The 26,763-nt window shown below is 62.5% G+C and carries 19 protein-coding genes; 9 read left to right on the top strand and 10 right to left on the bottom strand.

The features are described from left to right. The first annotated feature begins 121 nt into the window (after positions 1–121). From mmsB to M727_RS0122070, 3 genes are all read left to right on the top strand, one after another. The gene (mmsB, locus tag M727_RS0122055) at positions 122–1,006 is read left to right on the top strand and encodes a 3-hydroxyisobutyrate dehydrogenase (RefSeq protein WP_027154477.1); all 885 of its coding nucleotides are present in this window, start codon (positions 122–124) and stop codon (positions 1,004–1,006) included. A 245-nt stretch (positions 1,007–1,251) separates the two neighbouring features. Further along, complete coding sequence (locus tag M727_RS43825) at positions 1,252–1,377, top strand: hypothetical protein (RefSeq protein WP_268931692.1); 126 nt, start codon at positions 1,252–1,254, stop codon at positions 1,375–1,377. A 239-nt stretch (positions 1,378–1,616) separates the two neighbouring features. After that, a complete protein-coding gene (locus tag M727_RS0122070; RefSeq protein ID WP_027154478.1) occupies positions 1,617–3,641 on the top strand; it encodes an ABC transporter ATP-binding protein/permease in 2,025 nt (674 codons plus the stop codon). A gap of 106 nt (positions 3,642–3,747) precedes the next feature. Here the strand turns inward: M727_RS0122070 and M727_RS0122075 are convergent, their stop codons facing one another. Continuing rightward, on the bottom strand, positions 3,748–5,127 hold the full coding sequence (locus M727_RS0122075; RefSeq protein ID WP_027154479.1) for an aspartate aminotransferase family protein: 1,380 nt from the start codon (positions 5,125–5,127) through the stop codon (positions 3,748–3,750). A 219-nt stretch (positions 5,128–5,346) separates the two neighbouring features. After that, positions 5,347–7,416, bottom strand: a complete 2,070-nt coding sequence (locus M727_RS0122085; protein WP_027154481.1) for a prolyl oligopeptidase family protein — start codon at positions 7,414–7,416, stop codon at positions 5,347–5,349. Between the two features lie 139 nt (positions 7,417–7,555). Here M727_RS0122085 and M727_RS0122090 point away from each other — a divergent pair, with 139 nt between their 5' ends. Next, positions 7,556–8,113 (top strand): hypothetical protein, encoded by a 558-nt coding sequence (locus M727_RS0122090; protein ID WP_027154482.1) that lies wholly within the window; start codon positions 7,556–7,558, stop codon positions 8,111–8,113. Here the strand turns inward: M727_RS0122090 and M727_RS0122095 are convergent. Together M727_RS0122095 and M727_RS0122100 are read right to left on the bottom strand one after the other, a co-directional pair. Then, a complete protein-coding gene (locus tag M727_RS0122095; protein WP_027154483.1) occupies positions 8,110–9,270 on the bottom strand; it encodes an MFS transporter in 1,161 nt (386 codons plus the stop codon). The genes M727_RS0122090 and M727_RS0122095 overlap by 4 nt on opposite strands. 126 nt (positions 9,271–9,396) lie before the next feature. Further along, positions 9,397–11,265 carry a phospholipase D-like domain-containing protein gene (locus M727_RS0122100; protein ID WP_027154484.1) on the bottom strand — a complete coding sequence of 623 codons (1,869 nt, stop codon included), beginning with the start codon at positions 11,263–11,265 and terminating at the stop codon, positions 9,397–9,399. Between the two features lie 228 nt (positions 11,266–11,493). Here M727_RS0122100 and M727_RS0122105 point away from each other — a divergent pair, with 228 nt between their 5' ends. The 3 genes from M727_RS0122105 to M727_RS0122115 all read left to right on the top strand — a co-directional run bounded on the left by M727_RS0122105 (position 11,494) and on the right by M727_RS0122115 (position 17,273). After that, positions 11,494–13,071, top strand: a complete 1,578-nt coding sequence (locus tag M727_RS0122105) for a trimethylamine methyltransferase family protein (RefSeq protein ID WP_027154485.1) — start codon at positions 11,494–11,496, stop codon at positions 13,069–13,071. A gap of 178 nt (positions 13,072–13,249) precedes the next feature. After that, positions 13,250–15,835: an FAD-dependent oxidoreductase gene (locus M727_RS0122110; protein ID WP_027154486.1), complete on the top strand. Its 2,586-nt coding sequence runs from the start codon at positions 13,250–13,252 to the stop codon at positions 15,833–15,835. A 70-nt stretch (positions 15,836–15,905) separates the two neighbouring features. Next, a complete protein-coding gene (locus M727_RS0122115) occupies positions 15,906–17,273 on the top strand; it encodes a Xaa-Pro peptidase family protein (RefSeq protein ID WP_027154487.1) in 1,368 nt (455 codons plus the stop codon). Positions 17,274–17,277: 4 nt separating this feature from the next. Here M727_RS0122115 and M727_RS37055 read toward each other — a convergent pair whose 3' ends face one another. Together M727_RS37055 and M727_RS0122125 are read right to left on the bottom strand one after the other, a co-directional pair. Then, positions 17,278–18,078 carry a PhnD/SsuA/transferrin family substrate-binding protein gene (locus M727_RS37055; RefSeq protein ID WP_036263008.1) on the bottom strand — a complete coding sequence of 267 codons (801 nt, stop codon included), beginning with the start codon at positions 18,076–18,078 and terminating at the stop codon, positions 17,278–17,280. A gap of 85 nt (positions 18,079–18,163) precedes the next feature. Further along, complete coding sequence (locus M727_RS0122125; RefSeq protein WP_027154488.1) at positions 18,164–19,174, bottom strand: fatty acid desaturase; 1,011 nt, start codon at positions 19,172–19,174, stop codon at positions 18,164–18,166. Positions 19,175–19,402: 228 nt separating this feature from the next. Here M727_RS0122125 and M727_RS0122130 point away from each other — a divergent pair, with 228 nt between their 5' ends. Together M727_RS0122130 and bmt are read left to right on the top strand one after the other, a co-directional pair. Further along, a complete protein-coding gene (locus M727_RS0122130; protein ID WP_027154489.1) occupies positions 19,403–20,245 on the top strand; it encodes a helix-turn-helix transcriptional regulator in 843 nt (280 codons plus the stop codon). A gap of 83 nt (positions 20,246–20,328) precedes the next feature. Continuing rightward, positions 20,329–21,345 carry a betaine--homocysteine S-methyltransferase gene (bmt, locus tag M727_RS0122135; RefSeq protein WP_027154490.1) on the top strand — a complete coding sequence of 339 codons (1,017 nt, stop codon included), beginning with the start codon at positions 20,329–20,331 and terminating at the stop codon, positions 21,343–21,345. Between the two features lie 108 nt (positions 21,346–21,453). Here the strand turns inward: bmt and M727_RS0122140 are convergent, their stop codons facing one another. The 4 genes from M727_RS0122140 to M727_RS0122155 all read right to left on the bottom strand — a co-directional run bounded on the left by M727_RS0122140 (position 21,454) and on the right by M727_RS0122155 (position 26,630). Next, entirely contained in the window at positions 21,454–23,598 is a 2,145-nt protein-coding gene (locus M727_RS0122140; protein ID WP_027154491.1) for a VWA domain-containing protein, read from the bottom strand. Between the two features lie 2 nt (positions 23,599–23,600). Continuing rightward, complete coding sequence (locus tag M727_RS0122145; RefSeq protein ID WP_027154492.1) at positions 23,601–24,161, bottom strand: RNA polymerase sigma factor; 561 nt, start codon at positions 24,159–24,161, stop codon at positions 23,601–23,603. A 115-nt stretch (positions 24,162–24,276) separates the two neighbouring features. Continuing rightward, positions 24,277–24,966, bottom strand: coding sequence for a hypothetical protein (locus M727_RS0122150; protein WP_036263010.1), 690 nt, complete (start codon positions 24,964–24,966; stop codon positions 24,277–24,279). 89 nt (positions 24,967–25,055) lie between these two features. Next, positions 25,056–26,630: a trimethylamine methyltransferase family protein gene (locus tag M727_RS0122155; protein WP_027154494.1), complete on the bottom strand. Its 1,575-nt coding sequence runs from the start codon at positions 26,628–26,630 to the stop codon at positions 25,056–25,058. Positions 26,631–26,763 lie beyond the last annotated feature (133 nt).

The raw sequence follows: 26,763 nt of genomic DNA on the forward strand, positions 1-26,763 counted from the left end.
CCCTACTGCCCTACTGCCCTACTGCCCTACTGCCCTACTGCCCTACTGCCCTACTGCCCTACTGCCCTACTGCCCTACTGCCCTACTGACTACTGCCTTACCCAAACCACGGAGTGCCTTTATGACCACCATCGCCTTCATCGGCCTCGGCAATATGGGCAATCCGATGGCAGCCAACCTCGTCAAGGCTGGATATGCCGTCCACGGCTTCGACCTGATCCCGGAAAATCTCGCCAACGCCAAGGAGCATGGGGTCGTCGTCATGGCCAATGCCGTTGCCGCGGTGAAGGAGGCCGATGTGGTCATCACCATGCTGCCGGCCGGCAAACACGTCCTGTCGGTCTATGAAGACATCGTGCCAAAGGCGAAAAAAGGCGCGCTGTTCATCGATTCCTCGACCATCGACGTCGAATCGGCACGAAAAGCCCACGCCATTGCCGCCAGACACAAGCTGCTGTCGATCGACGCGCCGGTTTCCGGCGGCACCGGCGGCGCCGCCGCCGGCACGCTGACCTTCATGGCCGGCGGCGCGAAGGAAGCTTTTGCCAAGGCCGAACCAATCCTCAAGCCGATGGCCGGCCGTATCGTCCATTGTGGTGATGACGGCGCCGGACAGGCGGCAAAGATCTGCAACAACATGATCTTGGGCATTTCGATGATCGGCGTCGCCGAAGCCTTCGTTCTGGCGGAAAAGCTCGGCCTGTCGCACCAGGCGCTGTTCGACGTCGCCTCGAACTCGTCGGGCCAGTGCTGGTCGCTGACCACCTACTGCCCGGTCCCTGGTCCGGTGCCGACATCGCCGGCCAACAATGGCTACAGGCCGGGGTTTGCCGCGGCACTGATGCTGAAAGACCTGAAACTGTCGCAGGAGGCCGCGCAAAGCGCCGGTGCGGTGACGCCGCTCGGCGCCGAGGCCGCCCAGCTTTATGCGCTGTTCAACGCCCAGGGGCATGCCGCTGCCGACTTCTCCGGCATCATAAATTTCCTGCGCGGCACCCCGGCGTAATGCATGTCGCCCAAAAGCCTGCCCTTCAGACGCGACGCGCTTTCAGCCTCGAACTCGACCGGCTTTCGGTTTCCGGCAAGAAACATCGGAAATTTAGATTTGCTTAAACTATCGATAACCACCCGGTAACGATGTCCCTGTAGAACGGAGTGCGAGGCGGCCTATCGCAACCGCCCGGCGCTCCGGATCAGGTCTCGCGTCCCGGAGCCCGTAAGTTTCGCCAAGTGTTCAGTCAGCGAAGCGCCATGCGTATCTGGCAAAGCCGCGTTCCCGATGGAGCGCGGTTTTTGCATTTCGCATTCTTCAACGACAGTGAGACGATCGCCCTGGCGCATCTCCAGATGGTCGTCGGCCTCGTGCGGCGGTCCTGACCGACGTCGACCCACAGATGGTCGCTGCAATGCTCCCCAGCGCGAGGTTCGGTGAGCGATCTGAGATCTCCTGAAGCTCAACGGTCCCGTCGGCAAGATTGTCGACAGGCTCACGAAGTGGCAGCAGATCAAGGAAGACGCCAAGAAACGAAGCCGACCGCATCCGCGCCGACGTGGAGATCAAGCGGCTTGAGCGGACATCATTGAAACCTTCTGATTTCCAAGCCGTTATCGCCGGTATGTCCGGGGCTAAATCCAAGCCGAAATCGGTCTCCAAATCACGCGATGCCGAGAAGTCGCGCCAGGAGAAGCAGTCGACTGTCGAAGCCGAGTCTGAGATCGTCGGCGCGGCCCCGCCGCCGCTGGATTTCGTCGAACCCGATCCGGAGCTGACCCCTGAGGAGGCCGAGCAGGCGCGCAAGAGATACTTGCTGAGGCGTTTCTGGATCAGCGCGCGCGGTTACTGGGGCCGCGGAGGCGACAGGCGGGCTTGGCCGTACACGATCGGGTTATTGGTCCTGATCGTCATCAATGTCGGCTTCCAGTATGGCATCAATGTCTGGAATCGCGCAATTTTCGATGCCCTTGAGCAACGCAATGCGCGCACCGTCTATGTCCTGAGCGCCGTTTTCGTCCCGCTCGTGCTCGGAAGCGGAAGCCTTGTCGTTGCACAGGTGTTCCTTCGCATGACGATGCAGCGCCGCTGGCGTTCCTGGCTTACCAACGCGGTCATCGCGCGGTGGCTTGCAAGCGGCCGCTACTTTCAGTTGAACCTCGTCGGCGGCGACCACCAGAACCCTGAAGCACGCATCACGGAGGATTTGCGGATTGCCACCGAAGCCCCGGTCGACTTCATCGCCGGTGTCATCAACGCGTTTCTGTCGGCCTCGACCTTCATCGTGGTGCTCTGGACGATCGGCGGGGCCCTGACTCTGACGATCGCAGGTTCGACGGTGACCATTCCCGGCTTTCTCGTCATCACCGCGGTGCTCTATGCCGCGATCACATCCACCTCGATGGCGGTCATTGGCCGCCATTTCGTCCACCTCTCCGAGGAAAAAAATCAGGCTGAAGCCGAATTCCGCTACACGCTGACGCGCGTGCGGGAAAACGGCGAGAGTATCGCATTGCTCGGCGGCGAGGAGGAAGAGCGTAGCGGCATCGACAAGACGTTCGCCTATGTGCTCAGGCAATGGGCGCTCCTTACAGGTCAGCATATGCGCACAGCGCTGGTATCGCAGGGGGCGAGTCTGTTTGCGCCTGTCGTGCCGGTTTTGCTTTGCGCTCCAAAGTTTCTCGAAGGCGGCATGACACTTGGACAGGTCATGCAGGCTGCCTCTGCCTTTGCCATTGTGCAGGGCGCGTTCGGATGGCTGGTCGACAACTACCCCCGTCTCGCCAATTGGAACGCCTGTGCACGGCGCATCGCCTCGCTGATGATGTCGCTCGACGGGCTCGAGCGCGCCGAACAGAGCAACACGTTGGGACGCATAAAGCGCGGCGAAGCTGCAGGCGATGCGATGCTCAGCCTGAACAATCTCTCCGTGTCGCTCGACGACGGCACCGCCGTGGTCAAGGAAACCAAGGTCGTGATCGAATCAGGCGAGCGGGTGCTCGTCGCCGGCGAATCCGGCTCAGGCAAGAGTACGCTGGTGCGGGCCGTCGCAGGTCTGTGGCCGTGGGGCGGCGGCAGCGTCAACATCCACGCCGACAGACGGCTGTTCATGTTGCCGCAACGGCCTTATGTCCCCACCGGGACGCTTCGCCGCGCAGTCGCCTATCCAGGCGCCGCCGATCGCTGGACGCTGGATGAGATCAAGGCTGCCCTCGACAAGGTCGGGCTCGATTATCTGAACGACAAGATCGAGGACGACGCGCCATGGGACCAGACCCTGTCGGGTGGCGAAAAGCAGCGGCTCGCCTTCGCGCGTCTTCTGCTGCACAGCCCCGATATCATCGTGCTGGATGAAGCAACGTCAGCACTCGATGAAAAGAGCCAGGACAAGATGATGGAGATGATCGTTCACGAATTGCCGAAGGTCACCATCATAAGCGTGGCGCATCGCGCCGAGCTGGAAGCCTTTCATAGCCGCAAGATCACCTTGGAGCGGCGCGAGGGCGGCGCGAAGCTCGTCAGCGATATCGATCTTCTCCAGCGCAAGAGAAGACGGAACTTGCTTGAGCGATTTATACGGCGCCGGCGCGCCGTACCGAAGCGCAGCACTGCGTTGAGCAAAGCGGCGCTGCCCGAGACAAAAAAGTGAAATCCGCCGATCGGGCCTCGGCTCTTGGTGAGCGGCTTCTCCGGCTGGCAGAGTCCGATTCAAATGCCGGGCGTCCGGTTGCAGAACGCCCGGCGATCGTTTTATCTCACCGCTTGCGCAAATCCGCCTGCGCCAGGTCAAGCGCCTTGGCGATGCGGCCGCAGGCCATGTCGATCGTCTCGCGCGTCCAGATCAGCGGCGGCGACAGGATCATCGTATCGCCGGTGGCGCGCAGCATCATGCCCTGGGCAACTGCGTGGTCGCGGACGGTCACGGCCGCGCTCCCGGCCGGCAGGAAGCGCTCCTTGGTCGCCTTGTCGCTGACGATCTCGATCGCCGCCATCAGCCCGATCGAGCGCACCTCGCCGACCAGATTGTGCCCGCCGACGTGCTCCTGCAGCGCCTTGGCGAAATAGGGTCCGGTGTCGTTCTTGACCCGATCGACCAAACCTTCCCGCTCGATGATCTCGAGGTTCTTCAGCGCCACGGCGCAGGCCACGGGGTGGCCGGCATAAGTATAGCCGTGATTGAACTCGCCGCCCTTCTCGACCAGCGTCGCGGCGATGCGGTCACCGACCAGCAGTGCCGACAGCGGCTGATAACCGGAGGTCAGCGCCTTGGCGGTGGTGATGGTATCGGGCTCGATGTCGAAGGTCTGAGCTGCGAACCACTCGCCGGTGCGGCCATAGCCGGTGATGACCTCGTCCAGCATCAGCAGGATATCGTATTTGCGGCAGATGCGCTGCACTTCCGGCCAATAGCTCATCGGCGGTATCTTCACGCCGCCTGCTCCCATCACCGGCTCGCCGATGAAGGCGGCGACCTTGTCGGCGCCGGCTTCGAGGATGGCATCCTCGACGGCCTTGGCCGCGCGCAGGCCGAAATCATGGTCGCTTTCGCCGGGCAGAGCCAGCTCATAGGCATAAGGCATCATCACATGGACGATGTTGGGAACCGCGCCGTTGAGCTGCTTGTGCATCGGCTCCATGCCGCCCAGCGAAGTGCCGGCGATGGTCGAGCCGTGATAGGCGCTCTTGCGCGAGATGATGCGGTTCTTCTCCGGCTTGCCTTCCAATACCCAATAGTGGCGCACCAGGCGCAGCGCCGTGTCGTTGGCCTCCGAACCGGACGAGCCGAAGAACACCTGGTTGACATGCTTTGGCGCCAGTTCCGCCAGCTTTTTGGCCAGCAGCACCGGTGTCGGGGTCGAGCATTTGAAGAAGGAATTGTAGTAGGGCAGTTCCTTCATCTGGGCGTAAGCGGCGTCGGCCAGCTCATCGCGCCCGTAACCGATGTTGACACACCACAGCCCGGCCATGCCGTCGAGGATTTCCGTGCCTTCGGAATCGTAGATGAACGGCCCGTTGGCGTGGGTGATGATGCGTGAGCCGGCCTCGCGCATCTCCTTGTGGTCGGTAAACGGATGGAGGTGATGCGCAGCATCGATCTGCTGAAGCTGCTTCAGCGAATAATTCTGATAGGTCATGTCTGATCTTCCTCTTGAACCAATCCGGCAATTGCAGCCGGGGCGGATTCGTCAGAGGAAGGCGGGCGGCGAATAGCCGATGCGGGCGCAAAGCCGCAAAAGCTCGGCGCGAAGCGTGCGCGGCGACGGCGTCACGGCCACCCCAAACGCGCATGATGCCTTCATCCGACCCATGCAGCATCTTAGGCGGTCTGATGCGATCAGTTCAAGCCGTTCCGTTCAAGCCGTTCCGGCCAGCGCCCGTTGCAGGAAGACATACTTCATCGCCGCCTGTGCCGCTTGCGGCCGGCGATCGCCGCGCCCGCCATGGCCGCCCTCGGTCTCCTCGAAAAACAGCGTCTTCGCGTGGCCGGCAGCCTGCAGCCGTGCCGCCATCTTCCGCGCATGGCCGGGATGGACGCGGTCGTCGGCGGTCGATGTCGTCAGCAGCACCGGCGGATAGGCGGCATCGGTCTCGACATGCTGATAAGGCGAGTAAGCCGCCAGCGACGCGGCCTCTTCCGGCTTCGCCGGATCGCCATACTCGGCCATCCAGGATGCGCCGGGCGGCAGTTCGGTGTAGCGCAGCATGTCGAGCAGCGGCACGTCGATGATCACCGCGCCGAAAAGCTCCGGATGCTGGGTCAGCGAAACGCCGGTCAGCAAGCCGCCATTCGAGCCGCCCTGGATGCCAAGCGTCGCCGGCGTGGCGATGCCGCGTTCCACCAGGTCTTGCGCGACCGCGGCGAAATCGTCGAAGGCGTTCTGGCGATTGGCCTTGAGCGCGGCCTGATGCCAGTTCGGACCGAACTCGCCGCCGCCGCGGATATTGGCCTGCACATAGGCATTGCCCTTTTCCAGCCACAGCCGGCCGCGCACGCCGGCATAGCCGGGCAGCAGCGGCACTTCGAAGCCGCCATAGCCGTAAAGCAGCGTCGGCACCGGCCCGTCCTGGTCGCGCCGCCTGACGACGAAATAAGGGATTTTGGTGCCGTCCTTCGAGCGTGCCTCGAACTGTTCCGAGACCAGGGACGATGCATCGAAACGCGCCGGCTGCGATTTCACGGTTGTCAGCATCGCTGCATTGTCGTCCGACCAGATGATCGAGCTCGGCGTCAGGAAATCGGTGAAGGAGAAGGACACGCTGGAGCCGAAACGCTCGGCGTGGCTGATGCCGACACTGCCGTTTTCGGGCAGCGCCACCGGCTGCAGCGACCAGCCGCTGCCGCTGCGATCGCAGGCGACGACCTTGCCGCGCACATTGTCCATCAGATTGATGAACAATCGGTCCCGCGTGCGGGCAATGCCGGCAATCGAGACACGATCCGCCGGTTCGAGCACGGTCTCGACAGGTGCGAGCGCATTGGTCTCGATCCAGCGCGCGAAGTCCAGCGAATAGAGGCCATCAGGCTTGCACAGCGTGCCGTCCGGCGCCGTCCACGGGCTGCGTACTCCAAAGACGAACTGATCCCTGAACAGCACCGCGTCGGTCACGTCGTCCGGCAACGGGATGCGCCTGTTTTCACCGGAGGGCAGACGAAGAAAACTGTGCGAGGCAAAGAAATCGAGCGTCCGGGTCAGCAACAGATGACGCTTGTCGCCGTCGAATTCGAGGGAACCGCCGGCGGCGAGATCCTGCTTCTGCGCCTCGAAAATCGGCGTCGCATCCTCCAGCCTGGTGCCGCGCTGCCAAAGCTTGACCACGCGCGGATAACCGGACTGGGTTTTTTCGTCCTCTTCGAAGGCAGCCGATACGATGACCGTGTCCTTGTCCAGCCAGTTGAAGCCCGACTTCGAGGCAGGAGCACGAAAGCCGCCCTCGACAAAGGACTTGCTGTCGATGTCGAATTCGCGCATTTCGCTGGCGTCGCCGCCATCCGGCGACAGGCTGAGCAGGCAGCGGCTGAAATTGGGGTAAAGCCGGCTAGCGCCGCTGAACACCCATCTCACACCCTCTTTGGCTGACAGACTGTCGAAGTCGATGATCGTCTCCCATTCCGGCTTCTCGGTCTTGTAGGAAGCGACCGGAGTGCGCCGCCAGAGGCCGAGCACGTTGGTCTTGTCCTGCCAGAAATTATAGACGTGGCCGTTGAGCGCAGACCCGACGGCAATGTTGTCTTCGGCCGTCATCAGGTCCAGTGCGGTTTGGAAGCAGGTCTGGTAGGATGGATCGCCCTGCAACTCGGCGACCGTGATCTCGTTCTGACGGTGAACCCAGTCGAGCGTTTCCTTGCCCGTTCTGTCCTCCAGCCAGAGAAAGGGATCCTCAGTCGCCGAATTCGGCCGCGTCTTTGTGTTCGACTTGGTCATGTGGTCTCCGATAAATTCGTCAAGGCTCGGCAACGTCGTCTTGCCACTATCGGTATTCAACCTGGAACGCAAAAGGAGCCATTGCGCTGTTGGCCTCTAAGGTGGGGCCGCCTGCCGCCCGCAGGCCACGAGGGAATCCATGCAACATCTGTACATTGCCAAAGAGAAGTTCGGTCCTTTCAGCGGCACTGCGTGGACCATGTACATAAACTGGTCCGGCCTCACCCAATTAAGCGAGGTCGTCTCACTCGATGGAATGCTCGGGCCGGTCGCGCTGGGAGAGGTAAAGGACAGCTACTGGCCCCATATTGTCAACGAGGACTACATGCTCGATTTCTTTGTGGATCTGGACTTCCTCCTTTCGGAGTTGGCGGATCCGGGCGACTTGAATGTCCTTAATGTGATCCGAAGACCATCGCCTGACGTGCGTTCACTCGACTGGAACGGATTTACCTTCCTGGGCTACGACTTGTTGGATCAAGACGTCTCCATAAGCGCTCTGACCAACTGCGGAGGATTTCCTGACGTGTTTGCGAACACGGAACTGTCCGATGTTGGATTGATACCCGATTTTGATCGTGCCGTTGAAATTCGAGACCTTCTACGCAGGATGCATCCCTCTGAACACCATGCCGAATGTGATTTATGGGCGATTTCCAGATGGCAAGGAAATGAAGGCACCCCGCAATTGTATTAGACCGCTCGCCCCCGCAATACGGTTGTGACCGCCAACGCCAGACAAATGGCGCCAAGCGTGATCGGCAGGCCGTCCGCGCCGAGAATATCCATGGCGCCGCCCGCCAGCGGCGGCACGGCGATGCCCCCGACGCCCCACATTAGCGAGAAGGCGGCGTTGCCGGCGACCAGTGCCGAGCCGGTGAACCGCTCGCCAAGCTCGATGATCGACATCGTGTAGATGCCGTAGGAAACCGCACCCCAGACAAACACGCACGGCCAGATCAGAGGCGTCTCGATGAGAACAGGCAACAGCACGCATCCGAGCACCGTTAGCGATACACAGATAAATCGCACCAGACGCGCCGTCAGCCGTTCCGCCAGCAGGCCGAGCGGCACCTGCATGGCGATGTTGCCGGCGATCATCATCGACAGCAGCGCCGACATGCGCGCCTCCGCGATGCCATAATGCGCTCCGTAGACCGGCAGCAGTGCCAGCACCCCCTGTTCGAAACCGGCGGCCACCACGACCGCCGACAGCAGCAGCCATGCCATCGGCATGAACCCCATCACCGAAACCTGGTGCCCGGCTTCATCGACCTTTGGCAGCCGTCGCAGCACCAGCGCCAGGCAGGCGCCGCAAAAGACGAATGCGGCGATGCCGACGAGAAACGGCGGCCATCCTTCGGTGCCGACCGCAAGCAGGCACAGCGGGCCGGCCGCGAAACCTGCCGAAATGACTGTAGAATAGATTCCCATCACGCGACCGCGGCGCGCCGGAGGCGCCAGCGCGATCACCCAGATCTCGCTCAGCACATAGAGCGGATTGGTCACCACGCCGATCAGGAAGCGCAGTGGAAACCAGAGATAGACATTTTGCGTCCAGCCGATCAGCGCCAGCATGATCGCGGAAAGGGCCGCGCAGGTCAGCGCCGTGCGCCCTGCCCCGAACCGGCGCGCCAGCGCCGGGATAAGCGGCGACGAGACGATAAAGCCGACCGGCGTCATTGCCGCCGACAGGCCGATCATGGCCGGCGAGACGCCCTGGCGCTGCAGGATGAAGCTCAGCAGCGGGTAGCTCAGCCCTTGCGCGATGGCGAACACCGAAACGGTGGCGATCACGCCGGTGATCGCCGCCCACTGCATTTTCTCGTCGCTGTTCTGTTCCGCCCGGTCCATGATCCGCACCAACAGGAACCTGCACGATTAGCGTTTCGGCGGCGCCCCGGGAAGCACCGGCGGCAAGAACCGCTTGCGCCAGCCAGAGCATGGCTTGTTAAGGACTCCGCGGCACCATTCAGGCCACTACGGAAAATACCGGGCAATCGCCCCCTTCCTGCCCTCCGCGTAAGGCTTCAGCCACTTGTCGTCGATGGAGAGCCCGTCATTGTCCGACGGTCCTTCTCCAATCGTTCTGCGCCAGGCGCGGAACTTGTAGTGGTCGAACACGTCGAGCATATGCACCGCAAAGGCCGCAGCGAACGTCTTGTCGCCTTCGACGATCACCATGTTCTCGTCGTTTTCATAGGACGCCTTGTAGCCAAGGTTGTGGCTGCCGGCGATGACGGTCGCATTGTCGGCCATCGGATCGATGATCACGATCTTGTCGTGCACGATCGCATGGCCGACGGTCAGCACTTCCGCCTGGAAATCCCGCGCAACGGAGGCCCCCGTCAGGTTGGCCGCCCTGACGATGGAGACGTTCGGCGCCTCCCAGACCTTCTCCGGAAAGACGAATGGCGATTTGCCGTCCTTGTTTGATTTGTTCGTGACTGGATCCCGGGTCGGAGCAATATAGTTGGGCATGGCGGTGTGATCGCTGATTCCGCCTTGCACGATCAGCTTTGGATTCGCCGTCGCCGCCGCGACCGCCTGATCGATGACCGAATTGTTGCCAAGCCGCGACGGATTGAACACGAGAAAGAGCACCGCCTCCTTCGCCGCCTTGATTCGTGCGAAAACATCTTCGAGATCGACAGGCCGCACCGAGATGTCCTTTTTGCTGCGGTCGGGATCGTTTGGCGAGAACCAGATGGTGGTCCCATCGACATGGTTCGGTGTGCGATTCTTCAGGCGAAACGGCCTGCCTTGCTTCTGCGCCACACGTCCGGCGGCGCTATCGCTCGCCGGCGGCGGGAACACGTCGGCCTTCATCCGTTCCCAATAGGCATCGAACACTTCGGCCATGGCAGGGTCGTCGCGGATGAAGGCGTTGTTGGACTGTCCGCAAATGCCCGTCGACGTCCAATTGGTGCTGCCGGTCATGACCGCTTGCGGATTGCCCTGGGCGTCGCGGTAGACGGCAAACTTGTTGTGGCCGATATGGTTGTTGTTGAACAGACGATCGGTCAGCACGACGCCGGCGTCGCGCAGCCGCTTTCTGAACGGCGCGTTGCCCGCGTCCCACGCCTTGGTTTGTTCATCCCTGCCCGAATTCGAAAGAATGACGTCGACGACATCCTTGGCGTCGATGATCGCGTCGCACAACTCGTCATCGCCAAGCTCGTAGAGGGCAAGCCTGACAGTGCCGCCCTCGGCCTTGGCCCGTTTCATCAGGCTGGTGAGCACATCCGGAACCTCGCCGTGAAGATAGGCGCGGATCTTGCTGCCGGGACGCTGAAGCTCGGCCCTGATCTTATCGCGCTGCCCGACCTTGATGCCGGCATCTTCCAGCGCGCGCGACAGCCATTGCGTCGAGAGCACGCCGTTGGTGAAGGCGAGCCGCGCCTTCCCGAACATCGATCCCAGGAAGATGGTCGGGCTGACGGCACCTTGTCCGAGATAGCCGAGCGGCCGTGCCGCTCCGGTATAGGCTTTCTCGGGGCGCACCGGCACCGGATCGAGGCCGGGCCGCATGTCGCCGACTGGACGCACCCGGTAGGCGACCAATTCGCCATCCGGCCTGATTTCGACGCTGTCGCGGCGCCGCCGCACCGTAAGATCGCGCCAGAATGTCTTCTGCACCGGCCAGACGCCGGTATCCTGCGGAATCCAGTCCTTGTTGCGTTGCCCCCGGAAAGGCACCCAGGACGCCAGACAGCGTTCCTCGCCGGTGCCGGGATAGATGCGGACGATCTCGAAGCCGAGACAGCCGTCGATCATTCCGTCAATATCCCAGGCAATGAAAGCGACTTCGTTGTTGGTCGCTGCACGCACGCTGACAACATCCGACACGGAAATAGTCTCCCTCAGGACGGTTTGTATTCAATGTACTTACTCAATATGACGTGATCGCAACGTGACATGTTTCACAGTTCGGGCACAGATCTGGATTCGCCTTGGTGCGTCCGGCTGGCGAACGTCCATGTCGCTTCCCTCGTCCTAGTGGTCGCCGCCTCCGCAATGGCGGGACGGCGGTCGGTCCATTATGCCGCCGCACCATCGCAGCGTACGAGGACTATCATGACCGCCGCCCTTCATCCCGCCGAACCGGCATTGGCAAACGACCGCGCCCGTCGCGGCGGCCGCGCGGGCAAGCGCGCCGGCGCAGCGGCGGCGTTCGAGCAGCCGCCTTTCCGTCAGCTGAAAATCCCGCTGACGCCGACCAGGCTGGTCTCCGACGACGAGCTGGAATCGATCCACCTCGCCTCGCTGCGCGTTCTCAGGGAAATCGGCGTCGACGTGCTGCACGACGAGGCAAGGCGCATCATGAAGGCGCATGGCGCGGATGTCCGCGAAGGCAGCGAGCGGGTGCGCTTCGACAGCGACATGATCCTCGAGCTGGTTTCGCACTGCCCGTCGGAATTCACCATCCATGCCCGCAATCCGGCGCACAATGTCCGCTTCGGCGGCGACAATCTGATCATCTCGATGATGGCGTCGGCGCCCAATTGTTCCGACATCGACCGCGGCCGCCGGCCCGGCAACCAGCAGGACTACCGCAACTTCCTCAAGCTTGCGCAGATGCACAACATCCTCAACTGCACCGGCGGCTATCCGGTCGAGCCGATCGATATCCATCCGTCCGTCCGCCACCTCGAATGCATCCGCGATCTGAGCGTGCTCACCGACAAGGTGTTCCACATCTATTCGCTCGGCAAGGAACGCAATGTCGACGGCATCGAGATCACCAGGATCGCGCGCGGCATCAGCGACGAACAGCTTCTCGAACAGCCGTCGGTGTTCACCATCATCAACACCAATTCGCCGCTCAAGCTCGACGTGCCGATGATGGAAGGCATCATCCAGATGTCGAGCAAGGGCCAGGTCGTCATCGTGACGCCGTTCACCCTGTCGGGCGCCATGGCGCCGGTGACCATCGCCGGTGCGCTGGTGCAGCAGAATGCCGAGGCACTGTCCGGCATTGCCTTTGCCCAGATGGTGCGCAAGGGCGCGCCCGTCGGCTATGGCGGCTTCACCTCCAACGTCGACATGAAGTCCGGCGCGCCGGCCTTCGGCACGCCGGAATACATGAAGGCGCAATTGGTCGGCGGCCAGCTCGCCCGCCGCTACAACATTCCCTACCGCACTTCCAACACCTGCGCCGCCAACACGGTCGACGCACAGGCCGCCTATGAAAGCGTGTTCTCGCTGTGGGGCGCCATACAGGGCGGCGGCAATCTGATGATGCATGCGGCCGGCTGGCTGGAAGGCGGCCTGCGCTGCTCCTACGAGAAGACCATCCTGGACATCGATCTGCTGCAGATGGTGGCCGAATTTTTGACCCCGCTCGACCTTTCGGAGGAAGCACTGGCTATCGACGCCATCCGCGACGTCGGTCCCGGCGGCCATTTCTTCGGCACCCAGCATACCCAGGACCGCTACAAGACCGCCTTCTATTCGCCTATCATCTCCGACTGGCGCAATTTCGAGACCTGGGCGGAAGCCGGATCGCCGACAGCTATCGAAAAAGCCAATCGGGTATGGAAGGAGCGGCTGGCCTCCTATGAAGAGCCCTACACGGACCCGGCTATCCGCGAGGAGCTCGACGCCTTCGTCGACAAACGTCGGTCCGAAGGCGGCGCGCCGACTGATTTTTGATCATCTGTATTGATTTGATGAACAGGCGACTCCCACTCCGTCGATCTTCGCTCGACACCTCTCCCCCGATCGGCGGGGCAGAAGAAGGGCGTGAGATTATTCCAGCCGGAGCGCTTCTCCATTTTGTTTTCACGCCCCGCTCACCCGATTAAATCTCTTCAAAAACGGAACTATCTTCATGAAATCTCATGCAAAAGCGGTTGTCATCGGTGGCGGTGTCGTCGGCTGCTCGGTGCTTTACCATCTGGCCAAGGCCGGCTGGACCGACATCATGCTGATCGAGCGTTCGGAGCTCACCTCCGGTTCGTCCTGGCATGCGGCGGGCGGCTTCCATACGCTCAACGGCGATCCCAATGTCGCCAAGCTGCAGGCCTACACGGTGCAGCTCTACAGGGAGATCGAAGAGCTTTCCGGCCAGTCCTGCTCGCTGCACCTGACCGGCGGCGTGATGATGGCCGATACGCCGGAGCGCATGGACTTCCTGCGCCTTGCCCACGCCAAAGGCCGCTATCTCGGCATGGACACCGAGCTGATCACGCCGTCAGAGGCCAAGGCGATGTTCCCGCTGATGGACGAGACCAATTTCGTCGGTGCCATGTGGGATCCGGTCGAAGGCCATCTCGATCCTTCCGGCACCACCCACGCCTACGCCAAGGCCGCCAGGAAGCTCGGCGCCGAGATCGTGCTGCGCAACCGCGTCGTCGAGCTGACGCAGGAGGTCGACGGCACCTGGAACGTCGTTACCGAGCAAGGCACGGTCAAGGCCGAGCATGTCGTCAACTGCGGCGGCCTGTGGGCGCGCGAGATCGGCCGCATGGTCGGCGTCGAGCTGCCGCTGCTGGCCATGGAGCATATGTACCTTTTGACCGAGCCGATGCCGGAGGTCGAGGAATTCAACAAGTCGACCGGCCGCGAGATGATCGGCGTTATGGACTTCAAGGGCGAGATCTACACCCGCCAGGAACGCAACGGCATCCTGCTCGGCACCTATGAAAAAGCCTGCAAGCCGTGGTCTCCGGTCAACACGCCGTGGGATTTCGGCCACGAATTGCTGCAGCCCGACATCGACCGCATCGCGCCGTCGCTGGAAATCGGCTTCAAGCATTTTCCCGGCATCGAGAAGGCTGGTATAAAGCAGATCATCAACGGTCCCTTTACCTTCGCGCTCGACGGCAATCCGCTGGTCGGCCCGGTGCAGGGCCTGACCAATTTCTGGTGCGCCTGCGCCGTCATGGCCGGTTTCTCGCAAGGCGGCGGCGTCGGGCTGGCATTGTCGAACTGGATGGTCCATGGCGATCCCGGCTTCGACGTCTGGGGCATGGACGTCGCGCGCTTCGGCGAATGGGCGACGCTGCGCTATACCAATGCCAAGGTGCGCGAAAACTATTCGCGCCGTTTTTCCATCCGCTTTCCCAACGAGGAACTGCCGGCGGCACGCCCGGCCCAGACAACCCCGCTTTACGACACGATGCTGGCCAACAACGCCGTCATGGGCGATAGCTGGGGCCTCGAAACTCCGCTCTGGTTCGCACCGAAGGGCACCGAGCCGAAGGACATCGTTTCCTTCCATCGCTCCAACGATTTCGGACCGATCGGCGAGGAAGTGCGCGCCACCCGCGAGAAGGTCGGCGTCACCGAGATCGCCAACTTCGCCAAATACGAAGTCTCCGGGCTGGGATCGGAAGATTTCCTCAACCGGCTGATGACCAACCGCATGCCGAAGACCGGCCGCATTGTGCTGACCCCGATGCTGAACGAGTTCGGCAGGCTGATCGGCGATTTCACCATCGCCAAAGCGGGCGAAGAGCGCTTCATGATCTGGAGCTCGTCGGCGGCGCAGAAGTATCATATGCGCTGGTTCGAGAAGCACCTGCCGAAGGATGGTCCAACGGCGTCACAGGTCCGCATTCACCGCTTCGACCAGACGCTGGTCGGCTTGTCGATCGCCGGGCCGAAATCACGCGACCTTCTGCAGAAACTGGTTGATGTCGACATCTCGACCAAGGCCTTCCGCTTCATGGACTTCCGCGAGATGGCGGTCGGTGGCGCGCCCTGCATGGTCAATCGCATTACCTATACCGGCGATCTCGGTTACGAGATCTGGATGGCGCCGGCCTACCAGCGTCTCGTCTACAAGGCGATCAAGGATGCCGGCGAAGAGTTTGGCCTGGTCGATTTCGGCATGCGCGCCCTGCTCTCGATGCGCCTGGAGAAGAATTTTCCGACCTGGTTCCGCGAACTGCGCCCGATCTACGGGCCGTTCGAAGGGGCGATGGACCGCTTCGTCAAGCTGGAGAAGAACGACTTCATCGGCCGCGAATCGGCAGCCAGGGAGCAGGCAGAAGGGCCAAAACTGCGCCGTGTCTCCTTCATCGTCGATGCCGCCGACGCCGACGTCATGGGCGACGAACCGATCTGGGCCAAGGTCGGCGGCAAGGATTACGGCACGGTGGAGAAGCCGCATGGTTATGGCGCGCAGCGTTTCGACACGGACGGCAAGGAAGTGCGCGGCTCGAGGGCCGCGGAAGGCGCTTCGGCCGTGCGCGGCATCGTCGACGGCGACTGGCGCGTGGTCGGCTGGGTCACCTCCGGCGGCTATGCCCATTACGTCCAGGAATCGATGGCGCAAGGCTATGTGCCAGCGGCCTTGGCCGGGGACGAGAGCGCCGGACTGTTCGAGATCGAGATCCTCGGAAGCCGACGACCAGCCCGCATCAATGTCGAGCCGCCTTTCGACCCGAGCGGCGAAAAGATGCGAGCCTGAAAGCATTGGACCCAACGGCCCGCCCTTGGGCCTGACCCGCGCGGCCGATTGATATCGGGAGGACAGGAAAATGAGCGATCCGGGCGGCGAGCGACGGTTCGGTCGTCATCGCAGGATCGCGCCGTTCGAGCCGGACGAAGCAGGCTCAATCGATGCGTTGCGCCTGAAGTCGCGGCAGAAGGCCGCTGAACTCAACCAGCATGTGCTTGGCTACGGCGCACTGGCGGAAGCCGAGTGGCACGCCGCCGGCATTGCTGCTCCCGACCTGCCCGCCATGCGCCAATACCGGCTCGACCGCATCCGCGCCGAGCTGAAGCGCCGCGGCTATGGGGGAGCCTTGCTCTACGATCCGATCAACATCCGCTATGCGACCGACTCGACCAACATGCAGCTCTGGGTCGCACACAATCCGACAAGACATTGTTTCGTTGCCACCGAAGGTCCGGTGGTGCTGTTCGACTATTTTTCCTGCGAGCACCTTTCCGACCACTCCGGCGTCGTCGACGAGGTTCGGCCGGCAGTGTCGTGGATCTATCTCTACAGCGGCGACCTCACCGAGCAAAAAGTCCGCCGCTGGGCCGCCGGGATTGCCGATCTGGTTAAGCAGCATGGCGGCGGTGTCGGCCGCATCGCCGTCGATCACATCAATCCCGAGGGCGTCGAAGAACTCGCCCGCCTCGGCATCTCGATCGGCAATGGCGAAGCGCTGATGGAAAACGCACGCCTGATCAAATCGCCCGACGAAATCCTGGCCATGCGCCGGTCGATCGTCGCCTGCGAGGCGGCGATGGGCGAGATGGAAGCAGCATTGAGGCCAGGGATTTCCGAAAACGAATTGTGGGCCGAACTCCACCGCGGCAACATCGCGCGTGGCGGCGAATGGGTCGAAACCCGGCTCTTGACGTCTGGCCCGCGCACCAATCCCTGGTTCCAGGAATGCTCGTCGCGAACGATCGCAGCCGGCGATCTCGTCGCTTTCGATACCGATTTGATCGGCCCTTACGGTTTCTGCGCCGACCTGTCGCGCACCTGGCTCTGCGGCGACACAGAGCCGTCCAACGAGCAACGCGAGCTGTTTCGCATCGCCGCAGACCAGATCGCCCACAACATCGGCCTGATGCAGCCGGGCACATCATTCCGCGATCTTGTCGAACGCTCGGCGGTGCCGCCTGGAGATTGTTTCCCGACGCGTTACGGCGTGCTCTATCACGGCGTCGGCCTGGCAGACGAATACCCGACGCTGCCGCATGCGATCGACTGGACCGAAGACACGTCCGACGGCGTGCTTGTGTCGGGCATGGTGCTTTGCGTCGAGAGCTATATCGGCCGGCTTGGCGGGCGCGAGGGCGTCAAGATCGAGGAGCAGATCCTGATCACCGAAACCGGCAACGAGCAGCTTTCGACCTATCCGCTCGACGAGCGGCTGCTCGGCGACTGATTTTTTATGCGGTCGCCGCGACCGCCTCGCGCAGCGCCTCCACGACCGTTTCCGGTGTCGTTCTGGCAGTGATGAACGGCAGGCCCTTGCGCCGCCTTGTCCAGCCGACGACCGTGACCGCTTCCGCTGCCGGCTCGAAGCGCCGCGCATTGGCCCAGCTCTGGCAGTCGATCGCCGCGACATCGGCCTTGCCCTCGGCAATGGCGACGATCGAGGCGCGGTGGCCACCGCTTTCGCTGCGCTCGGAGAAGATGTCCAGGCTTTCGCCCAGCGCCTCCAGGTCACGCGTCGGCGCGATAATGCCCGACATGGAATCGAGGCTGTTGAAGGTAAAATGCTTGCCACGCAGGACATCGAGCGGGATGAGCGGGCTGCCGTCGGACGGTGAGCCAACCGTTGGCGCTTCACCTGCACGCATCACCAGCGCGCTCGAATAGAGTTCACCCTGCCCGCCCTCGAACGCGTCGTAACGCGGCTGGCCGACCAGTTGAACATGCGTCGCCAGCCCGAGTTCCATCGGACCCCAGCAGGTCTGTGCGAACAGCAGCGCCGGATGCAGCCAGAGGCCGAAAAAATCCAGTTCGTCCGGCGGCAGCGTCGCCGGATCGGGCGCGATGACCTTTCCGGCGGCGTCGCGGATGCCGCCTTCCACAGGCCGCAGATCGGCATTGACGCGAGCGATGGTCTGCGGCGCGTCGATGCCTTTTTGCCGGAAGGCATCACGCAGCCGCGCCCATTGGGCGTCGACCTCGCTCCGCATTTCAGACCAGTCGTACATCGGCAAGCCGGCAACGAAATCGCTCATGCCGGGACTTTGATCGTTACGCTGAGAAAAATTGACGAGGCCATTGACGCGCACCTGGGCATCGCTGCCGGCAATACCCAAAAATTCATTCTTTCGGCGGCTCGGCCGGTACCGGCGCGCTGCCAAGCCCATTGAGGCTGCGCGCCCTGACGCGCGGCTTGAACGCCCGGCCCGGTTCCGGCGTGCGCCGCAGCACCGGGTGGACGATCGGCTCCTTGGCCTTGAAGGCATATGCCCTAAGCAGCGCGAAATAGTTCGGATAGGCATAGCCATTGTTCATCCGCAGCCACTCGTCACGGCGCTCACGAAACAGCTTCGGCAGCCTGTACCAGGCCACCGTCGGGCTCTTGTGATGAACGAAATGCAGATTGTTGTTGAGAAACAGGAACGACAGCGGCGAACGCTCGACGATCACCGTACGGCCTTCCGGATGCTCCGACCACTGATGCTCGGCAAAGGTGCGGATCGAGATCAGCGACTGGCCCAGCCACACCGGCACCAGGATGTAGAGCCATAGCGGGATGCCGAAGCCGAACTGCACGACCGGCAGCACCACGGCGAGGCCGATGGCGTGCAGCAGCCATGCCTTGCGGATCACCTTGTCGCCGGCAAGCATCTGCCTGGCATCGTCGATGAAGAAGCCGGTGCACGACAGCCACGGGCCGAGAATGAGCCGGCCGATCATGGTGTTGTTGATCTTCAGCAGGAACTTCATCGCCGGCGGCAATTCGTCATGGTGCCACAGCGCCTTGTAGTAGCTTTCAGGATCGTCAAGCGGATCGGTCAGCCGTTCGTCGGCATGATGACGCAGATGAATGGTCTTGAACCGCCGGAAAGGCCAGACGAGACCAATCGGCAGGAAGACGAAAGCTTCGTTGATCTGCGCATTGCGGGTCGGATGGCCATGCAGGACTTCGTGCGCCAGCGAGGATTGCAGCGCCGCCATCAAGGCCAGGACGACGAGCGCCAGCAGCGGATAGGACGGCCACAGGAACAGGCCAGCTGCAAGCCAGGTGCCGTAGCAGAAAATCGCGAGGAAAACGGTCGGCCATTCGATGGCCGGTGCCTTGCGTCGTCTGTTATTCCTGCTTGTCATGGATCGACCACTGCCCTTCCAGTCGCCGGAACCGTTTTGATTCCTGACAGCATTGTGTCAGGAGCGTCGTGATGCTGCAACGCGACAAAGCGCACAAAATGTTGCGATTGCGCATTTTCAGCTGCATGTGTTATCTATTGTAAACAGGATTGAGGATTCATTTACGCCCAAAGTGCCAGGTTGGCGGGTTCGGCGAATTTTTTTTCTCCCAATGGCTGGAATGACGATATGGACAAACGCGACCTGTCGACGGTCTTTCGGGAGCGCCTGAAAATGCTCCTGACACGATCCGATCTGAACCAGTCCGCTTTCGCGACTGCGGTGGGCATCGACCGCTCGGCGCTTTCGCAGCTGCTGTCCGGCGCCTCGACACGCCTTCCCCGCGCCGAAACGCTGCTCAACATCGCCGCCGAATTCAAAGTGTCGCTCGACTGGCTGCTCGGCCTCAGCCAGGACGAAGGCCTCACCGGTGAAATCCGCGAGAGCCTGGAGATCGAGGAAGCGCCTGACGGCTTCGACCGCACGCTGCTGGCCAGATGGCATGCCGAGGCCGCGGGCACGAAAATCCGTTACGTGCCGGCCGGCATTCCCGATCTTCTGCGCACCGAAGCGCTCGTCGATTACGAGGCCGGTATCGCCAACAAGAGCCGTGAGGCCCAGGCCGGCGAGACGCAGTACCGCATCGACTACAACCGGCGGCCGGAAACCGACATGGAAGTCTGCATGCCGCGCCACACGCTGGAGATCTTTGCGCGCGGCCTGGGCGTCTGGGACCGTTTCCCTGAGGCCGCCCGCCACCAGCAGCTTCTTCATATGGCGACGCTGCTCGACGACCTTTATCCCACCTTCCGCCTGTTTCTCTATGACGGACGGATGCGTTATTCGATCCCCTACACCATCTTCGGGCCCTATCGCGCCGCCATCTATGTCGGCGACATGTATCTGGTGCTGAACGCGACCCAGCCGGTCCGCAAGCTGACCAGCCATTTCGACAATCTGATCCGCGCCGCCGACATCAATGCGCACGAAGCAGCCAGCTTCACCCAAAGGCTGGCGGAAATGCGATTTTGACGGCTTGCTTCCTGCACCGACATTGACGTCATATAAAGATTTCTTTATATCCCGGCAAAGAATCCCGGAAGGCGTGATTTCCAATGACGAATCCAATTGACGCTTTGCTTGCCGAAAAGGGCGTTCTGCTCGCCGATGGCGCCACCGGCACCAATCTGTTCGCCATGGGGCTGGAGGCCGGCGAGGCTCCAGAGTTGCTGAACGAGACAGCGCCGGACACCATCACCAGTCTGCACCAGAACTTCGTCGATGCCGGCGCCGACATCATCCTGACGAACTCCTTCGGCGGCACCCGCCACCGGCTGAAGCTGCACCATGCGCAGGACCGGGTTTACGCGCTGAACAAGCGCGCCGCCGAGATCGCCCGCGCCGTCGCCGATAAAGCCGGCCGCAAGGTCATCGTCGCCGGCTCGGTCGGCCCGACCGGCGAGTTGCTGGTGCCGCTCGGCGCCATGACCTACGACGAGGCGGTCGAAGCCTTTGCCGAACAGATCGAGGGCCTGAAGGCCGGCGGCGCCGACGTCGCCTGGATCGAGACCATGTCGGCGCCGGACGAAATCCGCGCCGCAGCCGAAGCCGCGATCCGCGTCGGCCTGCCCTATACCTACACCGGTTCCTTCGACACCGCCGGCCGCACCATGATGGGGCTGTTGCCGAAGGACATCCACGGCGTCGCCGATGGCTTGTCGCAGGCGCCGCTCGGTGTCGGCGCCAATTGCGGCGTCGGCGCCTCCGACATCCTCGCCTCGCTGCTCGACATGACCGAGGCGAAGCCGGAGGCGACGGTGATCGTCAAGGGCAATTGCGGCATTCCGGAATTTCGCGGCGCCGAGATCCACTATTCCGGCACGCCCGAATTGATGGCTGACTATGTCAGGCTCGCCGTCGATGCCGGCGCAAAGATCGTCGGCGGTTGCTGCGGCACCTCGTTCGCCCACCTCGCCGCCATGCGCAAGGCGCTCGATTCGCACACAAGGTCGGATCGCCCGACCGTCGAAAAAATCGTCGAGCGCATCGGCCCGATGCGCAACAAGCAGGCGACGGTCAACACCGTCGAGACCAGCGAAGCCCGCCGCGAGCGCCGGCGCAGCCGCGCCTGACGCAATTGCAAAGGCCGGCAAGGTTTCCCTGCCGGCCTGCCTCAGCGCCCATCGGCGGTTTTCCGTATCAGAACGACCCCATCTGAGGAAAACCGGCCGTCATCACCATTACCGGTTACCGCCGAGCGCCGAGGCAAGGCGCACCAGCGAGAGAAACTCGGACCGGTAGCCGAACGGGTCAGCTCCCCGGGCGGCAGTGGCAATCTCGATGATCTTGTCGTAGCCGAACCTCGCGGTCGCATCCTCATCGCGCAGCTTCTGGCCAAAAGCTGCGACGGCAACGGAGAAGCGCTGGTCGATGCTGGCCTGGTCGAAACCAGCAACTTCGTTGGCCGATGTCACCGGCGTGGTGATCAGCTTCGAGGCATCCTCGTTCGGCAGCTTGTAGCGGATCTTGACGAAGGCATATTCGTCGGCATTGGCGACGCCGCCATTGTTCACGGACGCCTGGCCATAGCGCAGCGGATCGATCTTCTCGCCGCCGCTGTCCTTCGGCGTGATCTCGTAGATCGCGGTAACCGAATGCCCCGAACCGATCTCGCCGGCGTCGATGCGGTCGTTGTTGAAATCCTCGCGGTTCAAGGCGCGGGTCTCGTAGCCGATCAGCCGGTATTCCGAGACTTTTTGCGGGTTGAACTCGACCTGGATCTTCACGTCCTTGGCGATTGTGAACAATGTCGAGGACGCATCTTCGACCAGCACCTTCTCGGCCTCGGCCAAAGTGTCGATGTAGGCGGCGGTGCCGTTGCCATTCTGGGCGATGGTCTGCATCATCTGATCGTTCAGGTTGCCGCGGCCGAAACCGAACACCGACAGGAACACCCCGGTCTTGCGCTCCTCTTCGATCAACCGCTTCAGATTGTCGTCGTCGGTCTGGCCGACATTGAAGTCGCCGTCCGTCGCGAGCATCACGCGATTGATGCCGTCGTTGACGAAGGATTTCTGCGCCAGCCGATAAGCTTCCTTGATACCCGCCTCGCCGGCCGTGCTGCCGCCGGGCGCCAACGTGTCGATGGCATTGAGGATCTTGTCCTTCTCCGAAACCTTCGTCGGCTCCAGGACAGTGCCGGCATCGCCCGCATAGGTGACGATCGAGACGGTGTCGTCGGGCTTCAATTTGTTGACCAGAAGCCGGAAGGCGGACTGCAGGAGCGGCAGCTTGTCCTGCTCGTTCATCGAGCCCGACACATCGATCAGGAAGACCAGATTGGCCTTGGGCTGCTCGGCCGGCTTGGCGTCGAAACCCTTGATGGCGACATGCATCAGCCTGGTGTGCTCGTTCCACGGCGTCGGCATGACGCTGACCGTCGAGTTGAACGGCGTCGAGGCAACGCCCGGCCCCTTCCAGTCATAGGGGAAGTAGTTGATCATCTCCTCGACGCGGACCGTGTCGGCCTGCGGCACGACACCTTCCCTGAGCGAACGCCGCACGAAGGAATAGGAGGCCGTGTCGACATCGATCGAAAAGGTCGAGACCGGGTCTTCGAGCGCGGCACGCACCGGATTGCTCTTGAAATCCTCGACGCGGTCGCGGTTTTGCTCCGGCAGCATCTGGTCGGCCGGCATGGCCTGCGGCTGTACCATCAGCTTGGATTCGGCGCCTGGCATGCGGCCAGCCTGCGTGGCTCCGTCGGCTTTCGGAGGAGATATAGACATCATCACTCTGCCAGACGGCGCAGCTCCACCATCCTTTGCGAACTCACCTTTCGGCGCAGGTGCCGGCTCGGGCGCCGCATTGCGGGCCAGAGCGTCCTGCTGCGCCAGGCCGCCGGCAGCCGATTGTGGCTTCGGCGGCGATGCCGGCGCGACAAGCGCCTCGGCTGCGACGCGGTTTTCGGCGTCGGCATCGGCTTTCTTCCGCTTGTCGGCTTCGGCTACGGTGAGCGGCCTCACCGTTGCCGGCGCTTTAGCCGCTGGTTTATCGGCCAGCGTTTCGGTGATCTTCTCGTCCCCACCGGAATAGAACGGCTGCTCCTGCAGCATATAGATGGTGGCGTATCCGGCGATCGGCAGGGCGACGAGCCCGGCAATGGCCGGGGTGGCGAAGAGTTTCTTTTGCATGATTTCGCTCCAGAGCTTTTGTGCTCGCTCTGTGAGACGAACGCCTTTCGCCGTTCCTTGGGCGGCAGGTGAAGTTTTTTCGCCCAGGTCGTAGGCACGCATGGCGGCCTCAAAGGCTCGCGCCTTCGCCGCGGTACGGGGCGGCGGTGCTGCGATGTCGCGCAGCCTGTTGAGTTCGTTGTCGTCGACCATGATCACACTTCCCCGGCTGAAAGCATGAGCGCCTTCAACCGTTTCTTCGCTTCATGAATGTGCCAGGAAACCGTCGTCTCCGAGATGCCCATCGCCTCGGAAGCGAGTGCGTGGCTCAGCCCTTCGCCATAGACGAGCAGCACCGCGTCGCGCTGCTTGTCCGGCAGCATCCGCACCGCCGCCCAAAGCGCCTCGGCTGGATCTTCGGGCTCGGCCGAGGCCTCTCCCGCGATCAGCTCGTAGGCCCCGTAGGCTTCGGTCTTGATCGCCTCGCGGACGGTCTTGCGCATCATATCGCGTGCCGCATTCAGCGTCATGGTGTAGAGCCAAGTGGTGAAGGCGCCGCTGCCATGATAGTCGCGGATCGCCCGGCCGAGCCGGACGCAGACTTCCTGGGCGATATCCTCGGCGTCGGCCTTTTTCCCGCACCAGCGATAGGCGGCGCGATAGACGAAGTGATAGTGCCTTTCGAGCAATTTGCCGAAAGCCCCCCTGTCACCGCCCTGCGCCCGACCGACCAGCTCGGCGTCGGAGGCTTCGCTTTCATCCAGCATCATCGCCATCATTTGCCTGTTGGACGAAGGGTAATGGCGATTCCTTGGGATGATGGAAAGATTTTTTGCAGGGCGGTCGGGGTCGCAATTACGGTGCTCAAGTTTCGTTCGGCATTCGGCGATGCTACAGGCCCGCGAACGCGGCCATGTGGAAGGCCTGAACCTGTGGCGGATAGCGATAGGCCGCGCCGTAGGGACAGGCATTGCGGTCGAGACAGCCGCCGGTTCGGCACGGCGCGCCGTTGTGCCCACACACATGCGCCAGACAGGTCTTGTGCGCAAAACCATCTGCAGAATACGCGTCGACCGGACAGGATTTCAGGCAAGGTTTGTCGACACATGCATCGCAAAGGTGAACCACTTCGCGAGTTTCCCCAAACGCAATCTCGTGCTCGAACAGCAGCGCGCCGCGATAGGCGTGCCACAGCCCGTATTGCGGATGCATGAGGATGCCGAGCGGTGACGGTTTCAGACCCTCCGCCTGCATCGCCCATTGCTGGAACGGCAGATAAGGCTTGTCAGACGGCGACACGGCACGCGCGCCGAATTTCTTCGCCACCGTGCCGATCACTTCGCGCGACCATGCATCGAGCGGATCCGCAAGAGTTTGCGATTGGCCTTCCCGCCAGCGCAGGAAATGCGGCCACGGCGCAGCGCCCGCCTGTCCCACAAGCAACACGGATCTGGCGGCAGCGCCGAAGAGACCGGAGGGTGTTTCCTCACCGGCTGCAAAATTGAAGCCGCCGCGCAGGATAAGGCCGTGGGCGGAAAGCGCCGCCGCTATATCTTCGACCATGCTGCGCTCAAGGATCATCCCTTCCTGTCCGGCTCGGAAAAGGCGCTCCGCCAGACTTCCTTGTGGATGATGTTGGCGACTTTAGCCCCGCCTGACTCGGGCTCCTTTCAGGTGAAGGCGTCGGCCATCGATGCCTTCTTCCTGGCGATGAACTCCTTCAGCCCGTCGTCGATACCCTGATCGAGATGCGGCGCCTCATAGCTTTCCAGCCAGCGGCGGGCGAGTTCGTTGGCGCGCTGCGGCGCGGTTTTTTCGCCTTCTGCCAGCCACTGCTCGTAGGAATTGTTATCGGCGATATTGGAACGGTAGAAGGCGGTCTGGAAATTGGCCTGGGTGTGATCACAGCCGAGATAGTGGCTGCCCGGGCCGACCTGGCGGATGGCGTCCATCGCCTGGCCGTTTTCCGACAGGTCGACGCCTTCCGAGAACTTCTGCGTCATGCCGAGTTGGTCGATGTCCATCATGAACTTTTCGTAGCAGGAAGCGAGCCCGCCCTCGAGCCAGCCGGCCGAATGCAGCACGAAATTGGTGCCGGCGAGGATCGTCGAGTTCAGCGTGTTGGCGCTCTCATAGGCCGCCTGCGCGTCCGGGATTTTCGAGGCGCACAGCGAGCCGCCGGTACGGAACGGCAGGCCAAGCCGACGCGCGAGCTGCGCCGCGCCATAAGAGACCAGCGACGGCTCCGGCGTGCCGAAGGTCGGCGCGCCCGACTGCATCGAGATCGACGAGGCGAAGGTGCCGAACAGCACCGGTGCGCCCGGCCGGATCAGCTGCGTGAACGACGCGCCGGCCAGCACTTCGGCCAGAACCTGGGTCAGCGTGCCGGCGACCGTCACCGGGCTCATCGCGCCGGCGAGGATGAACGGCGTGACGATGCAGGCCTGATTGTGGCGCGAATAGACCTTCAGCGCCCCCAGCATGGTCTCGTCGAACACCATCGGCGAATTGGCGTTGATCAGGCTGGTCAGCACCGTCTTGTTCTCGACGAAATCGTCGCCGAACACGATCTTTGCCATCGCCACCGTGTCCTCGGCGCGCTCCGGCGCGGTGACCGAGCCCATGAACGGCTTGTCCGAATATTTGATGTGGCTGTAGATCATGTCGAGATGGCGCTTGTTGACCGGCACGTCGACCGGCTCGCACACCGTGCCGCCCGAATGGTGGATCGACGGCGCCATATAGGCGAGCTTCACGAAATTCCGGAAATCCTCGATCGTCGCATAGCGCCTGACGCCATCGAGATCACGCACGAAGGGCGGGCCGTAGACCGGCGCGAACACCGTGGCGTTGCCACCGATCTGCACCGAACGTTCGGCGTTGCGGGCGTGCTGGGTATAGACGGACGGCGCGGTTTTCAAAAGTGAGCGGCAGAGCCCCTTGGGAAAGTGCACGCGCTCGCCCTTGACGTCGGCGCCGGCCTCTTTCCACAGCTGCAGCGCCTCGGCGTCGTCGCGAAAGATGATGCCGATCTCTTCGAGCACCGTGTCGGTGTTCTTCTCGATCAGCGCCAGCCCTTCCTCGTCCAGCACCTCATAGACGTTGATCTTGCGCTTGATGTAGGTGAGCTGGGTGCCGGGGCCGCCACCCGAGCGCGCCGCCCGTCGGGCAGCGGCACCACCACTGGCAGCGCGTCCGCGCCGCGCGTTTGACGCTTCCTGGTCGACCGGCGCGTTCTCACTCATGATCGTTCTTCCCTGACTTTTGTTCTGGCACAATCATTACGGCCGCATATCGCGGCTTCTGGCCGGATCGTAGTCATGCACCCTATTCGAAACGGCCCGCCAGCGCCAACGCCTGTCGCAAAATCGACAAGAA

The sequence above is a fragment of the Mesorhizobium sp. WSM2561 genome (assembly GCF_000513915.1).
Lineage (GTDB): Bacteria > Pseudomonadota > Alphaproteobacteria > Rhizobiales > Rhizobiaceae > Mesorhizobium > Mesorhizobium muleiense.